The 14,486-nt window shown below is 73.2% G+C and carries 11 protein-coding genes and 1 pseudogene; 11 read left to right on the plus strand and 1 reads right to left on the minus strand.

What is annotated here, in order from left to right; translation table 11 throughout:
• The first annotated feature begins 40 nt into the window (after positions 1 to 40).
• From SCATT_RS21180 to SCATT_RS21215, 8 genes and pseudogenes are all read left to right on the plus strand, one after another.
• Complete coding sequence (locus SCATT_RS21180) at positions 41 to 1,591, plus strand: PucR family transcriptional regulator (RefSeq protein WP_014145186.1); 1,551 nt, start codon at positions 41 to 43, stop codon at positions 1,589 to 1,591.
• Positions 1,592 to 1,707: 116 nt separating this feature from the next.
• On the plus strand, positions 1,708 to 3,165 hold the full coding sequence (locus SCATT_RS21185; RefSeq protein WP_014145187.1) for an aldehyde dehydrogenase family protein: 1,458 nt from the start codon (positions 1,708 to 1,710) through the stop codon (positions 3,163 to 3,165).
• A gap of 335 nt (positions 3,166 to 3,500) precedes the next feature.
• Positions 3,501 to 5,438, plus strand: coding sequence for an acyl-CoA dehydrogenase family protein (locus SCATT_RS21190; RefSeq protein ID WP_014145189.1), 1,938 nt, complete (start codon positions 3,501 to 3,503; stop codon positions 5,436 to 5,438).
• Between the two features lie 109 nt (positions 5,439 to 5,547).
• Positions 5,548 to 6,875, plus strand: a pseudogene (dxr, locus tag SCATT_RS21195) (1-deoxy-D-xylulose-5-phosphate reductoisomerase).
• Complete coding sequence (locus SCATT_RS21200) at positions 6,872 to 8,182, plus strand: M50 family metallopeptidase (RefSeq protein ID WP_014145191.1); 1,311 nt, start codon at positions 6,872 to 6,874, stop codon at positions 8,180 to 8,182. Before dxr ends, SCATT_RS21200 begins: the two are co-directional and overlap by 4 nt.
• A 178-nt stretch (positions 8,183 to 8,360) precedes the next feature.
• Positions 8,361 to 9,515 carry a flavodoxin-dependent (E)-4-hydroxy-3-methylbut-2-enyl-diphosphate synthase gene (gene ispG, locus SCATT_RS21205; RefSeq protein ID WP_014145192.1) on the plus strand — a complete coding sequence of 385 codons (1,155 nt, stop codon included), beginning with the start codon at positions 8,361 to 8,363 and terminating at the stop codon, positions 9,513 to 9,515.
• Between the two features lie 143 nt (positions 9,516 to 9,658).
• The gene (locus SCATT_RS21210; RefSeq protein WP_014145193.1) at positions 9,659 to 10,504 is read left to right on the plus strand and encodes a GNAT family N-acetyltransferase; all 846 of its coding nucleotides are present in this window, start codon (positions 9,659 to 9,661) and stop codon (positions 10,502 to 10,504) included.
• A 25-nt stretch (positions 10,505 to 10,529) separates the two neighbouring features.
• Positions 10,530 to 11,066 (plus strand): GNAT family N-acetyltransferase, encoded by a 537-nt coding sequence (locus tag SCATT_RS21215; RefSeq protein ID WP_014145194.1) that lies wholly within the window; start codon positions 10,530 to 10,532, stop codon positions 11,064 to 11,066.
• Between the two features lie 19 nt (positions 11,067 to 11,085).
• Here the strand turns inward: SCATT_RS21215 and SCATT_RS21220 are convergent, their stop codons facing one another.
• A complete protein-coding gene (locus SCATT_RS21220) occupies positions 11,086 to 12,024 on the minus strand; it encodes an aminoglycoside phosphotransferase family protein (RefSeq protein WP_014145195.1) in 939 nt (312 codons plus the stop codon).
• A gap of 436 nt (positions 12,025 to 12,460) precedes the next feature.
• On the opposite strand from SCATT_RS21220, the gene rimP reads away from it, so the two are divergent.
• From rimP to SCATT_RS21235, 3 genes are all read left to right on the plus strand, one after another.
• Positions 12,461 to 13,003 (plus strand): ribosome maturation factor RimP, encoded by a 543-nt coding sequence (gene rimP, locus SCATT_RS21225; RefSeq protein WP_014145196.1) that lies wholly within the window; start codon positions 12,461 to 12,463, stop codon positions 13,001 to 13,003.
• A gap of 2 nt (positions 13,004 to 13,005) precedes the next feature.
• The gene (nusA, locus tag SCATT_RS21230; RefSeq protein WP_014145197.1) at positions 13,006 to 14,022 is read left to right on the plus strand and encodes a transcription termination factor NusA; all 1,017 of its coding nucleotides are present in this window, start codon (positions 13,006 to 13,008) and stop codon (positions 14,020 to 14,022) included.
• Positions 14,023 to 14,107: 85 nt separating this feature from the next.
• Positions 14,108 to 14,392 carry a YlxR family protein gene (locus tag SCATT_RS21235; protein WP_042507581.1) on the plus strand — a complete coding sequence of 95 codons (285 nt, stop codon included), beginning with the start codon at positions 14,108 to 14,110 and terminating at the stop codon, positions 14,390 to 14,392.
• Positions 14,393 to 14,486: the final 94 nt, after the last annotated feature.

Consider the following 14,486-nt stretch of genomic DNA (forward strand, 5'->3'; position numbering starts at 1 on the left):
CGCGGCCGGGGAGGCGGGGTGAGGCAGAATCGGTAACGCCATGCCAGCCACCCTCGCCTCCCTCGTACGCACCTCCGCGCTGGGGCTCACCGTGCTCGCCGGGGGCGACCGGCTCGACGCCGCCGTCCGCTGGGTGCACACCAGCGAACTCGACGACCCCACGCCCTACCTCGAAGGCGGCGAACTGCTGCTGACCACCGGGCTCAAACTGGGCACCGGCCCCGAAGCGCTCACCGGTTACGTCCACCGGCTGGCCGACGCCGGGGTGGTCGGCCTCGGCTTCGGCGTCGGACTGGGCCACGACACCGTCCCCGCGCCGCTGGTCACCGCAGCCGGCGACCGCGGACTGCCGCTGCTCCAGGTGCCCCGTCCGACCCCGTTCATCGCCATCAGCAAGGCGGTCTCGGCGGCGCTCGCGGCCGACCAGTACCGCGAGGTCACCGCCGGTCTGGAGGCCCAGCGCGAGCTGACCCGGGCCGCGCTCACCCCGGACGGCCCGCGCGCGCTGCTGGCCCGGCTCGCCGCGCACCTCGACGGCTGGGCCGCGCTCTACGACGCCTCCGGCGGCGTGGTGGACGCCGCCCCCGACTGGGCCGGCCGCCGCGCCGCCCGCCTCGCCGGCGAGATCGAACGGCTCCGGGACCGCCCCGCCCCGGCCAGCGCCGCCGTCGCCGGACCCGGCGGCACCGACGACCGGGTGGAGATCCAGTCGCTGGGCACCGGCCGCCGTCCGCGCGGCTTCCTCGCCGTGGGCACCGGCGAACGCCTGGCCACCTCCGACCGCTACGTGGTGCACGCCGCCGTCGCCCTGCTCACCCTCTCCCTGGAGCAGTCCCGCACCGTGCAGGACGCGCAACGCCGGTTCGGCGCCGCCCTGCTGCGCATGCTGCTGGCCGGCGAACCCGGCCACGCCCGCACCGTCGCCGGCCGGCTCTACGGCGATCTGCTGGAGCGTCCGCTGCGCGTCCTGGTCGCCGAACCCGTCCGCCGTCAGCCCGCCGAGGAGGACGCCGCGCCGGCCGCCCTCGGCCTGCTCGCCGAACGCGCCGAGACCGCCGCCGGCCGCGCCGCCGAAGCCGTCCTGGCCACCCAGGACGGCCCCCGGCTCACCGTGCTCGCCGCCGCCGACGGGGCCGTGCTGCGCGCCTGCGTCGGCCACCTGGAGGAACACGGGGAACTGGCCGCCGGCCTGTCCACCGCCCGCCCGGCCGAAGAACTGCCGGCCGCGGGCCAGGAGGCGCAGCGCGCCCTCGCGGTGGCCCGCCGCCGCGGCCGCACCCTGGTCGGCCACGACGAGGTGGGCGCCGGATCGGTGCTGCCGCTGCTGGGCGACGACGCGGTACGGGCCTTCGCCGAGGGGCTGCTGCGCCCGTTGCGCGAGCACGACGCCACCTCCCGCGGCGACCTCGTCGCCTCGCTGTCGGCGTGGCTGTCCCGGCACGGCCAGTGGGACGCCGCCGCCGCCGACCTCGGCGTCCACCGCCACACCCTGCGTTACCGGATGCGGCGCGTCGAGGAGATCCTGGGCCGCTCGCTGGACGACCCCGACGTGCGCATGGAGCTGTGGCTGGCGCTGAAGTCCGGCGCCTGACGAATCGGCGTGCCCGGCCACCCGCGCACTACGCCGTGGACAAACCCGGATCCGGCCGCCGCCCCCTACCGTGGAGCCACCGAACAACACCACCACGGGAAAGGCGGGGATCCGCTGTGTCTTCCACCCGCGAAGCCGTCGAGGCGTTCTGGGTCGCCGGACGCCGGGCCACCGGTGACGACGCCTTCGACGTCACCAACTCCTGGGACGGGCGCGTCGTCGCCACCGTGAGCGTCCCCACCGACGCCCAGGTGGAAGAGGCCGTCGCCGCCGCCCACGCGGTCACCGCCGAGTTCGCGGCCACCCCGGCGCACGTCCGGGCCGCCGCCCTGGACCACGTGGCCAAGCGGCTCGCGGAGCGCACCGAGGAGCTGGCCCGGCTGATCACCGCCGAGAACGGCAAGCCGGTCAAGTGGGCGCGCGGCGAGGTCGGCCGCGCGGTCTCGGTCTTCCGCTGGGCCGCCGAGGAGGCCCGCCGCTTCAACGGCGGCGAGGCGCAGCGGCTGGACACCGACGCCGGCGGCACCGGCCGCCTCGCGCTCACCCGGCGCTTCCCGCGCGGCGTGGTGCTGGGCATCGCGCCCTTCAACTTCCCGCTCAACCTGGTCGCCCACAAGGTCGCCCCGGCGATCGCGGTCGGCGCCCCGATCATCGTCAAGCCCGCCCCGGCCACCCCGCTCTCCGCGCTGGTGCTCGGCGAGATCCTGGCCGAGACCGACCTGCCGGCCGGCTCGTGGAGCGTGCTGACCGTCCCCAACGACAAGATGCCCGCCCTCGTCCAGGACGAGCGGCTGCCGGTCATCTCGTTCACCGGCTCGGACAAGGTCGGCTTCCAGATCCAGGCGGACGTGCCGCACAAGCACTGCACCCTGGAACTGGGCGGCAACGCCGCGGCCGTGGTGCTCGCCGACTGGTCCTCCGAGGAGGACCTGGAGTGGGCCGCCACCCGGATCGCCACCTTCGCCAACTACCAGGCCGGCCAGTCCTGCATCTCCGTGCAGCGGGTGATCGCCGACGCCGCCGTCTACGACCGGCTGGTGGAGAAGGTCGTGGCCCGGACCGAGGCCCAGGTCACCGGCGACCCCTCGGACGCCGCCACCGACGTGGGCCCGCTGGTCAGCGTGGCCGCCGCCGAACGCGTCGCCGCCTGGGTGGACGACGCGGTGGCCAAGGGCGCCAAGCTGGTCACCGGCGGCGTACGGGACGGGGCCAACTACGCCCCGACGATCCTCGCCGACCTGCCCGCCGACGCCGTCCTCGCCACCGAGGAGGTCTTCGGCCCGGTGCTCACCCTGCACAAGGTGGACGGCACCGACGAGGCGTTCGCCGCCGTCAACGACTCCAAGTTCGGCCTCCAGACCGGCGTGTTCACCCACGACCTGCGGACCGCCTTCCGGGCCCACCGGGAGCTGGAGGTGGGCGGCGTGGTCGTCGGCGACGCCCCCTCGTACCGGGCCGACCAGATGCCGTACGGCGGCGTGAAGGCGTCCGGCGTCGGCCGCGAGGGCGTGGCCTACGCGATGGAGGACTACACCTACGAGCGGGTCCTGGTCCTGACCGGCCTGGAGCTGTAGGCCGTAAGCCACCTGAATGGAGGAGGGCGCTCTGTGCGGGAGCGCCCTCCTCTGCCTTTTTGTGTTCGCTCGCCTCCGGGCGCTCATTTCCGATGCCGACACTCCTCAGGACTGCGCTCGCTCGTTCCTCGCTCCCTCGCCTTCGTCGCTTTCGGCATCGGCGCGCCCTTCGGCTCGCTCACCCCCTCGGCGGCGTGCGTGAGGGAAAGCGGCGTCCCTCGGACCGGGCTCGTGCACTGGCGGAGGCGGCCGGGCGCGGGCAGAATGACACCCGTACGTGTGAGTAACATCACACCACCGGATCTGGCGGCAAGGCGGCGACCAGGAGGTAGGCCATGACCGCACAATCCGCAGGACCCAAGGTCTCCGAGCGGGAGGCGCGGCAGGTCGCCGAGGCGGCCAGGGAGCAGCACTGGCGCAAGCCCAGCTTCGCCAAGGAGTTGTTCCTCGGACGGTTCCGGCTCGATCTCATCCACCCGCACCCGACCCTGCCCCCGGACGCGGTGCAGCGCGGGGAGGAGTTCCTCGGCAAGCTCGCCGACTTCCTCACCGCCCACGTGGACGGCGCCCGCATCGAGCGGGAGGCGCGCGTCCCCGACGAGGTGGTGCGCGGCCTGAAGGAGCTGGGCGCCTTCGGGATGAAGATCGACGCCCGGTACGGGGGCCTCGGGCTCACCCAGGTCTACTACAACAAGGCGCTCGCGCTGGCCGGATCGGCGAGCCCGGCGATCGGCGCGCTGCTCTCGGCCCACCAGTCGATCGGCGTACCCCAGCCGCTGAAGCTCTTCGGCACCCAGGAGCAGAAGGACGCCTTCCTGCCGCGCTGCGCCCGCACCGACATCTCCGCTTTCCTGCTCACCGAGCCCGACGTCGGCTCCGACCCGGCCCGGCTGGCCACCACGGCGGTGCCCGACGGGGACGAGTACGTCATCGACGGGGTGAAGCTGTGGACCACCAACGGGGTCGTCGCCGACCTGCTGGTGGTGATGGCCCGGGTGCCCGCCGGGGAAGGGCGCAAGGGCGGCATCACGGCCTTCGTGGTGGAGGCGGACAGCCCCGGCATCACCGTGGAGAACCGGAACGCGTTCATGGGCCTGCGCGGACTGGAGAACGGGGTCACCCGCTTCCACCAGGTGCGGGTCCCGGCCGCCAACCGCATCGGACCGGAGGGCGCCGGCCTGAAGATCGCGCTGACCACGCTCAACACCGGCCGCCTGTCGCTGCCCGCGATGTGCGCCGGGGCGGGCAAGTGGTGCCTGAAGATCGCCCGCGAGTGGTCGGCCGCCCGGGAGCAGTGGGGGCGCCCGATCGCCGAGCACGAGGCGGTCGGCGCCAAGATCTCGTTCATCGCGGCCACCACCTTCGCCCTGGAATCCGTCCTGGAACTGGCCGGGCTCATGGCCGACGAGGACCGCAACGACATCCGCATCGAAGCCGCGCTGGCCAAGCTCTACGGCAGCGAGATGGCCTGGCGGATGGCGGACGAACTCGTCCAGATCCGCGGCGGACGCGGCTTCGAGACCGCCGACTCGCTGGCCGCCCGCGGCGAACGGGCCGTCCCCGCCGAGCAGTTGCTGCGCGACCTGCGGATCAACCGGATCTTCGAGGGCTCCACCGAGATCATGCACCTGCTGATCGCCCGGGAGGCGGTGGACGCCCATCTGTCGGTCGCCGGCGACCTGATCGACCCCGGCAAGAACCTCAAGGAGAAGGCGCGGGCCGGTGCCCGGGCCGGCGGCTTCTACGCCCGCTGGCTGCCTCAGCTCGTCACCGGACCCGGCCAACTGCCCACCGCCTACGCCCAGTTCCGCCCGGCCGGCCATCCCGACCTCGCCACCCATCTGCGGTACGTGGAGCGCTCCGCGCGCCGGCTGGCCCGCGCCACCTTCCTGGCCATGTCCCGCTGGCAGGGCCGGATGGAGACCAAGCAGGGCTTCCTCGGCCGCGTGGTGGACATCGGCGCGGAGCTGTTCGCCATGAGCGCCTCCTGCGTGCGCGCCGAGATGCTGCGTGCCAAGGGACAGCACGGCCGGGAGGCGTACCAGCTCGCCGACGCCTTCTGCCGGCAGGCCAGAATCCGGATCGAGGAGCTGTTCGGGCGGCTGTGGACCAACACCGACGCCCTCGACCGCACGGTGGTGCGCGGTGTCCTCGGCGGCGCCTACACCTGGCTGGAGCAAGGCGTCGTCGACCCTTCCGGGGACGGCCCCTGGATCGCCGACGCGACCCCGGGGCCGAGTACGAAGGCCAACGTACACAGGCCGGTGCGCTGAGCCGGCCGGGCGGGCGAGCGGGCCGGGCGGCGCCATGGAGCACGGTACGGGGCGCGCGCGGGGCCCACGCGCTGTCGGCATCGCCGACGGCTGCGGACACAATGGGGGCATGACGGTAAGTTCCGCGCCCCTCGCCGCGCCCGCGCCCCTCGCCGATCCCCACGTGCTCTACCGGCCCCAGCCGGACGGCGACCCCGGTGGCCCCCGGCGGATCGTGATCCTCGGCTCGACCGGATCGATCGGCACCCAGGCGATCGACGTGGTGCTGCGCAACCCCGACCGCTTCCAGGTGGTCGCCCTCTCCGCGGCCGGCGGCCGGGTACGGCTGCTCGCCGAGCAGGCCCACCGGCTGCGGGTCCGGACGGTCGGCATCGCGCAGGCGGACAAGGCGGCGGCGCTGCGCGAGGCGCTGGCCGACGCCTACGGGCCCGGCGAACCGCTGCCGGAGATCGTGGCCGGCCCGGACGCCGCCACCGAGCTGGCCGCCCTCCCGTGCGACTCGGTGCTCAACGGGATCACCGGCTCCATCGGCCTGGCGCCCACCCTGGCCGCGCTGAAGGCGGGCCGGATCCTGGTGCTGGCCAACAAGGAGTCGCTGATCGTCGGCGGCCCGCTGGTGACCGGGCTGGCCGCGCCGGGGCAGGTCGTACCGGTCGACTCCGAGCACTCGGCGCTCTTCCAGGCGCTGCTCGGCGGCGCCCGCTCCGAGGTGCGCAAGCTGATCGTCACCGCCTCCGGCGGCCCGTTCCGCGGCCGTACCCGGGCCGAGCTGGCCGGGGTCACCCCGCGCGACGCGCTGGCCCACCCGACCTGGGACATGGGGCCGGTGATCACCATCAACTCGGCCACCCTGGTCAACAAGGGCCTGGAGGTGATCGAGGCCCACCTGCTCTACGACATCCCCTTCGACCGCATCGAGGTCGTGGTCCACCCGCAGTCCCACATCCACTCGATGGTCGAGTTCACCGACGGCTCCACCCTCGCCCAGGCGAGCCCGCCGGACATGCGCATGCCCATCGCGCTGGGCCTCGGCTGGCCCGACCGGGTGCCTGACGCGGCCCCCGCCTTCGACTGGTCCAAGGCACTGACCTGGGAGTTCTACCCCCTCGACGACGAGGCGTTCCCCTCCGTCGGCCTCGCCCGGCACGTCGGCGGACTCGGCGGCACCGCCCCGCCGTCTTCAACGCGGCCAACGAGGAGTGCGTGGACGCCTTCCTGGCCGGACGGCTGCCGTTCACCGGGATCGTGGACACCGTCGCCGAGGTGGTCGAGCAGGGGCTCACGGCCGGGGTGGTCAAGCCGGGCACCCCCGATCGGGGGGCGGCGGCGGGAACGGGAACTTCCCTGACCCTCGCGGACGTACTCGATGCGGAGACGTGGGCACGGGCCCGCGCCCGTGAACTGGCGACGAAAGCGACAGCGGAGGCTCGCGGATGACGGCTTTGATGACGGTCCTCGGCATAGTCGTCTTCGCGATCGGCCTGCTGATCTCCATCGCGTGGCACGAGCTGGGCCACCTGTCCACCGCCAAGCTCTTCGGCATCCGGGTGCCGCAGTACATGGTCGGCTTCGGCCCGACGATCTTCTCGCGCAAGAAGGGCGAGACGGAGTACGGGATCAAGGCGATCCCGCTGGGCGGCTACATCCGGATGATCGGGATGTTCCCGCCCGGTGACGACGGCCGGGTCAAGGCGCGCTCCACCTCGCCGTGGCGCGGCATGATCGAGGACGCCCGGTCGGCCGCCTTCGAGGAGCTGCGGCCCGGCGACGAGACCCGGATGTTCTACACCCGCGCGCCCTGGAAGCGGGTCGTGGTGATGTTCGCCGGCCCCTTCATGAACCTGGTGCTGGCCGTCGCGCTCTTCCTCGGCGTGCTCATGGGGTTCGGGATCAACTCCCAGACCACCACCGTCAGCACCGTCTCCGACTGCGTGATCTCCCAGGCCGCCGCCAACAACGGCAAGACCACCTGCGCCGCCGGCGACCCGGCCTCCCCGGCCAAGCTGGCCGGCCTGAAGGCGGGCGACACCATCACCGCCTTCGACGGCCACCCGATCAAGGACTGGGCCACCCTCCAGAAGGACATCCGGGAGACCACCGGCCCGGCCACCATCACCGTCCGCCGCGACGGCCGCACCCTGGACCTGCACGCCAGCCTGATAGAGAACCAGGTGGCCAAGTCCGACGGTCACGGCGGCACCGTGGCGGGCCAGTACGTCCGGGCCGGCTTCCTCGGCTTCACCCCGGCGCCCGGGATCATCCGGCAGTCCTTCTCCGACTCGGTGAGCCGGATGGGCGACATGGTGGTCACCGCCACCAAGTCCCTGGTCGACCTGCCGCAGCGGATCCCGGACCTGTGGAACGCGGCGTTCAACGGCGCCCCCCGCAAGGCCGACTCCCCGATGGGCGTCATCGGCGCCGCCCGGGTCGGCGGTGACGTGTTCTCCCTGCACATCCCGCCGGAGCAGCGGGTGGCCACCATGCTGATGCTGGTCGCCGGGTTCAACCTGTCGCTCTTCCTGTTCAACATGCTGCCGCTGCTGCCGCTGGACGGCGGCCACATCGCCGGGGCCCTGTGGGAGGCGCTCAAGCGCCATCTGGCCCGGGTCTTCCGGCGGCCCGACCCCGGACCGTTCGACGTGGCCAAGATGATGCCGGTCGCCTATGTCGTCGCCGGTCTGTTCCTGTCGTTCACCGTGCTGGTACTGATCGCGGACGTGGTCAACCCGGTCAAGATCGCCTGATCGCCGTTCGAAAGCGGCCGTCACCCCACGGACGGACCACCGGCCGGGCACCATCAGGTGTCCGGCCGGTGGCGTGTCACCGGTGAATGTGCCCGGCCCGAAGGGCGTGCCGTAGGCTCGGTGAACGGAGCCCGCTCAGGCCGGGACCTTGGATCCACACGTTGAGGATGCACAGCACATGACCGCGATTTCGCTCGGGATGCCGTCCGTGCCGCTGAAGCTGGCCGATCGTCGTAGGAGCCGTCAGATCCAGGTCGGGTCGGTGGCGGTGGGCGGGGACGCTCCGGTGTCGGTGCAGTCGATGACGACGACGGTGACGGCGGACATCGGTGCGACGTTGCAGCAGATCGCGGAGTTGACGGCGGCGGGGTGCCAGATCGTGCGGGTGGCGTGTCCGTCGCAGGACGACGCGGACGCGTTGCCGGTGATCGCGCGTAAGTCGCAGATTCCGGTGATCGCGGACATTCATTTCCAGCCGAAGTACGTGTTCGCGGCGATCGATGCCGGGTGTGCGGCGGTGCGGGTGAATCCGGGGAACATCCGGCAGTTCGACGACAAGGTCAAGGAGATCGCGGCGGCGGCGTCGGCGGCGGGGGTGCCGATCCGGATCGGGGTGAACGCCGGGTCGCTGGACAAGCGGCTGCTGGAGAAGTACGGGCGGGCGACGCCGGAGGCGTTGGTGGAGTCGGCGTTGTGGGAGTGCTCGCTGTTCGAGGAGCACGGGTTCCGGGACATCAAGATCTCGGTGAAGCACAACGATCCGGTGGTGATGGTCAACGCCTACCGGCTGCTGGCGCAGAAGTGCGACTACCCGTTGCATCTGGGTGTGACGGAGGCGGGGCCGGCGTTCCAGGGGACGGTCAAGTCCGCGGTGGCGTTCGGTGCGCTGCTGGCGGAGGGGATCGGGGACACCATCCGGGTGTCGCTGTCGGCGCCTCCGGCGGAGGAGGTCAAGGTGGGGATCGCGATCCTGGAGTCCCTCGGCCTGCGGCAGCGGCGTCTGGAGATTGTGTCGTGTCCGTCGTGCGGGCGTGCGCAGGTGGATGTGTACAAGCTGGCGGACGAGGTGACGGCGGGGCTGGACGGTCTTGAGGTGCCGTTGCGGGTGGCGGTGATGGGGTGTGTGGTCAACGGTCCGGGGGAGGCGCGGGAGGCGGACCTTGGGGTGGCCTCGGGCAACGGCAAGGGGCAGATCTTCGTCAAGGGTGAGGTGATCAAGACCGTGCCGGAGTCGAAGATCGTGGAGACCCTGATCGAGGAGGCGATGAAGATCGCCGAGCAGATGAAGGACGACGGCACCCCCTCCGGCGAGCCCTCCGTCTCCGTCTCCTGACCCCCGCCCGGTCCCCGGCCCGCCTTCCGCCCGCCCGCCCGCGTGGCGGGACGTCGCGGTACAGTGCGCAGATCGGCGGCCCGTGCACCGGGGCCGCCGATCAGCAGCCCACCCGAGGGCAGACGTACCGGCGAGGCGCCCACGTGTTGACCACCACCACGACCAAGGTCCTGGAGCCCGGCGAACTCGACGCCGCGCTCGCCGTCCTCGACCGCGACCCGGTGGCGAATGCTTTCGTCGCCGCCCGCGTCCAGGTCGCCGGGCTCGACCCCTGGCGCCTCGGCGGCGAGATGTGGGGCTGGTACAGCGGCGGCCGGCTGGAATCGCTCTGCTACGCCGGCGCCAACCTGGTGCCCATCTGCGCCGGCCCCGAGGCCGTACGGGCCTTCGCCGAACGCGCCCGCCGGGCCGGCCGCCGCTGCTCGTCCATCGTCGGCCCCGCCGACGCCACCGCCGCCCTGTGGGCCCTGCTGGAACCGAGCTGGGGCCCGGCCCGCGAGGTCCGCGCCCGGCAGCCGCTGATGGTCACCCGCTCGCTGCCCGCCGACGTCCGCCCCGACCCGCTGGTGCGCAGGGTCCGCCGGGACGAGATGGACCTGATCACCCCGGCCTGCGTGGCGATGTTCACCGAGGAGGTCGGCGTCTCCCCGCTGGCCGGCGACGGCGGCCTGCTCTACCAGGCCCGGGTCGCCGAACTCGTCGCCGCCGGACGCTCGTTCGCCCGCATCGAGGACGGCCGGGTGGTCTTCAAGGCCGAACTCGGCGCCGTCACCTCGCACGCCTGCCAGATCCAGGGCGTCTGGGTGGCCCCCGAACACCGCGGCCGAGGGCTCTCCGAGACCGGCATGGCCGCCGTCCTCCACTACGCGCTGCGCGAGGTCGCCCCGGTGGCCAGCCTCTACGTCAACGACTTCAACGCCCCCGCCCGCGCCGCCTACCGCAGGGTCGGCTTCACCGAGGTCGGGGCCTTCATGAGCGTGTTGTTCTGACCGCTTGGGGCGGTAGTGTCCGGGCATGGACGACGTGCTGGTGGAAAAGCTCGATCTGGCGGACCGGGTCGACGACGCGCTCGCCGTGCAGGCCCTCGCCTTCGGCCTGACCGACGACGAGATCGCGATACGCCGCCAGATCGTCCTGCGCCATCTGACCCAGCCGGGGGTACGCGCGCTGGGCGCCACCACCCCCGGCGGCCGGCTCGTCGGCTTCGGCTACGGCATGCCCAACGACCGGGCCCACTGGTGGTCCACCGTGGTCGAGCCCTACCTCCACCGCGACGGCCTCGACCACTGGCTCGACGCCTCCTTCGTCGTGGTGGAGCTGCACGTCCTCCCCGCCTTCCAGGGCCGCGGCGTCGGACGCCGGCTGATCACCGGGCTGACCGATCCGGCCGGGCTGCCGCGCAGCATCCTGTCCGCCCTCGACCTGGACAGCCCCGCCCGCCACTTCTACCGCTCCCTGGGCTACACCGACCTCGCCCACCCCGTGCACTTCCCCGGCGCCCCCACCCCGTACACGGTGATGGGCGCCCCGCTGCCGCTGCGCCGCGGCTGACCGGGGGAGGGGCCGGTGCTCACTCCGCCAGCCAGGAGGCGAACTCCAGCAGCAGCTCGCCGCCGGTCCGGTCCCCCACCGACCAGCACCACACCCCGGCCTCCACCGCGCGGAAGACCGTCCAGTCACGCAACCGGCCCGGGTCGGTCTCCAGCGCGTCGGAGAGCCTGGCCAGACGGCGGCGGGCGGCGGCCCGGCCGCCCGGGGAGGCCACCAGGTCCTCCCGCCGGTCCAGCAGCAGCCAGGCCAGGTCGTACCCCGGGTCGCCGACCAGCGGCTTGGGGTCGATCGCCAGCCACGGCAGCCGGTCGGCGGCGAGCACGTTGCCCTGGTGGAAGTCGCCGTGCAGCAGCACCGGCCCACCCGGCACCGGGGAGCCGGCCAGCCGCTCGTACGCCTCCAGCGCCTCGTCGATCAACGGGCGGCCGGACTCGGCCCACGGCCGCCCGCGCCGCTCGCGCAGCAGCGCCGCCAGGCGGGCGGTGTGGTCGGCGACCGCGGTGAACGGGTGGGCCTCGGCCGGCGGCACCCACAGCCGGCGCAGCACCCCGGCGGCCTCCAGCATCGCCTTGGCGTCCGGCAGCGACCGCAGGCTGATGTCCGGGTGGAGCCGCTCCAGCAGCAGCGCGCCCGCCTCCGGCGCGTGCTCGAGCAGCCTTACCGCCCCGGTGCCGTTCCAGTGCGCCAGCGCGGCCGGCTCCTGCGCGGTCTCGGCGGTGACCATGCCGATCTTCAGCGTGGCCGCGGTGGTGTCGGCCCGCCGGACGAGGACCACCATGCTGACGTTCCCGCCCGGGTACTGCACCCGTTCCGGGGTCAGCTCCCAGCGCTCCAGGCACCCGGCGACCAGCCCCGGAAGCCCGGCCAGCCAGGCGCGGCCCGCCTCGCCCTCCCAGGCGGTGACGGTACGCACCAGCCGGTCGGGCGGGTCCAGCGGGACATGCGGTGCCGGGGCCATGGCTGCGGAAACCTCCGATTGGTCGCGCGGGACGGATACGGCACGGACGGACCCGGCGCACCCGAAGGCGTCCGCGCCCGGAGCACACGCGTCGGAACGCCGGGGGCGAGTGGTGCGGGGTCCGCCGGGCGGGGGGCGCCCGGGGCGGTGAGCGCGGCCGGGCGCGCGGCGGGTACGGCTCGGCCGCCCGGCCCGGCCGGGTACGGGGCGCTCTTCGCGTGCGGCACGTTCCCCTTCCTGGCCTCTTCCCGGCCCGGCGGCTTCACTGGCCGACGGCCGGCCCCGAGCCTACCTGCGGGTACGCTGCGGGCGGCGGGCGGCCTGCCGGATTCGCGGTGCCTGCGCCGAATCGTCAGCCGGGTGCCGGAAACGATAGGCTCATGCCCGACACGCGACGATCCCCTACAACAGCACACGCGGCCGAGGAGTCACCCGGATGAGCACCACCCAGAGCCACAGGCTGCGCGAGTTGCTGGAGCCGCTCGCCGACGCGGCGGGACTGGATCTGGAGGAGGTCGCGGTGACCCCGGCCGGCCGGCGCCGGCTGCTGCGGGTCGTGGTGGACAGCGACACCGGGGTCGAACTGGACACCGTCGCCGCGCTGAGCCGGCAGATCTCCGAGGCCCTGGACGACTCCGACGTGATGGGCGGCGCCCCCTACGTCCTGGAGGTCACCTCGCCCGGCACCGACCGGCCGCTGACCGAACCGCGGCACTTCGCCCGCAACACCGGCCGGCTGATCACCGCCCGGCTGGCCGACGACACCTCGCTGACCGCCCGGATCACCGGCGTCGACGACTCCGGCGTGGACCTGGAGGTCCCCGGGGTCAAGGGCCGCAAGCCCACCGCCCGCCGGCTGGCGTTCGCCGAGATCACCCGGGCCAAGGTCGAGATCGAGTTCAACCGCAAGAGCAACGACACGGACGACGCATCGGACCTGGCCGCCTCCGACGTCGACGAGAGCACCGAGGAGGCGTAGCCGTGGACATCGACATGAGTGCCCTGCGGGGACTGGTTCGGGAGAAGGAGATCTCGTTCGACCTGCTGGTCGAGGCGATCGAATCGGCCCTCCTCATCGCCTACCACCGGGAGCCCGGCAGCCGCCGGGACGCCCGCGTGGAGCTGGACCGCAAGACCGGCCACGTGACCGTCTGGGCCCGGGAGGACGCCTCCGAGGTGCCCGAGGGCGGCGAGCCGCGCGAGTTCGACGACACCCCCAGCGGCTTCGGCCGGATCGCCGCCACCACCGCCAAGCAGGTCATCCTCCAGCGGCTGCGGGACGCCGAGGAGGAGGTCACCTTCGGCGAGTACGCCGGCCGCGAGGGCGACATCGTCGCCGGCGTGGTGCAGCAGGGCAGCGACCCGCGCAACGTGCTGGTCGACATCGGCAAGCTGGAGGCCATCCTGCCCCCGCAGGAGCAGGTCCCCGGCGAGGACTACAAGCACGGCACCCGGCTGCGCTGCTACGTCGTGCGGGTGGTCAAGGGGGTACGCGGCCCCTCCGTCACCCTCTCGCGCACCCACCCCAATCTGGTGAAGAAGCTCTTCGCGCTGGAGGTCCCGGAGATCGCCGACGGCTCCGTGGTGATCGAGGCGATCGCCCGCGAGTCCGGCCACCGCACCAAGATCGCGGTCCGCTCGGCCCGGCAGGGGCTCAACGCCAAGGGCGCCTGCATCGGCCCGATGGGCGGCCGGGTCCGCGCGGTCATGGCCGAGCTGGGCGGCGAGAAGATCGACATCGTGGACTGGTCGGACGACCCGGCGCAGATGGTGGCCAACGCGCTCTCCCCGGCCCGGGTGACCAAGGTCGAGATCGTCGACCTGGTCGGCCGCTCCGCCCGGGTGACCGTGCCCGACTACCAGCTCTCCCTGGCCATCGGCAAGGAGGGGCAGAACGCCCGGCTGGCCGCCCGGCTCACCGGCTGGCGGATCGACATCCGGCCGGACACCGAGCCGGAGGGCGCCGAGCCCGCCCACGGTGCCGAACGGCAACGCTGACCGAAACCGATCACCGTAGCCGACGAAGATGTCATCGCGAGCCTTACCCGAAGGGGTGAGGCCCGCATGGGGAGGTAGACTTAGAGTGTCTGGCCGGACGCGAGCCCGAGCATGCCCTGAGCGAACCTGCGTGGGCTGCCGGAAGCGGGCGGCCAAGCGCGATCTGTTGCGTATCACGACGGTCGAGGGACGCTGTCTCCCCGATCCACGCGGTACGCTGCCCGGCCGGGGTGCGTATCTGCACCCCGACATGGCGTGTTACGACCTGGCGGTCCGCCGCCGGGCCTTCCCGCGGGCCCTACGGACCCAGGGACCGCTCGACACGGCGGACCTCCCGCCGTACCTCGGGCGCGAACACGGCACGGCGTAGCGCGGCGACGTGCTACGGAACAGAAACACACGTCGGAACGCTGTACGGAACGACAGAACGGCACGGGTGACCGTGCGGTCAGGTACCTCGCGAG

Origin of the sequence: Streptantibioticus cattleyicolor NRRL 8057 = DSM 46488, assembly GCF_000240165.1 — a bacterium.
Taxonomy (GTDB): Bacteria; Actinomycetota; Actinomycetes; order Streptomycetales; family Streptomycetaceae; genus Streptantibioticus; species Streptantibioticus cattleyicolor.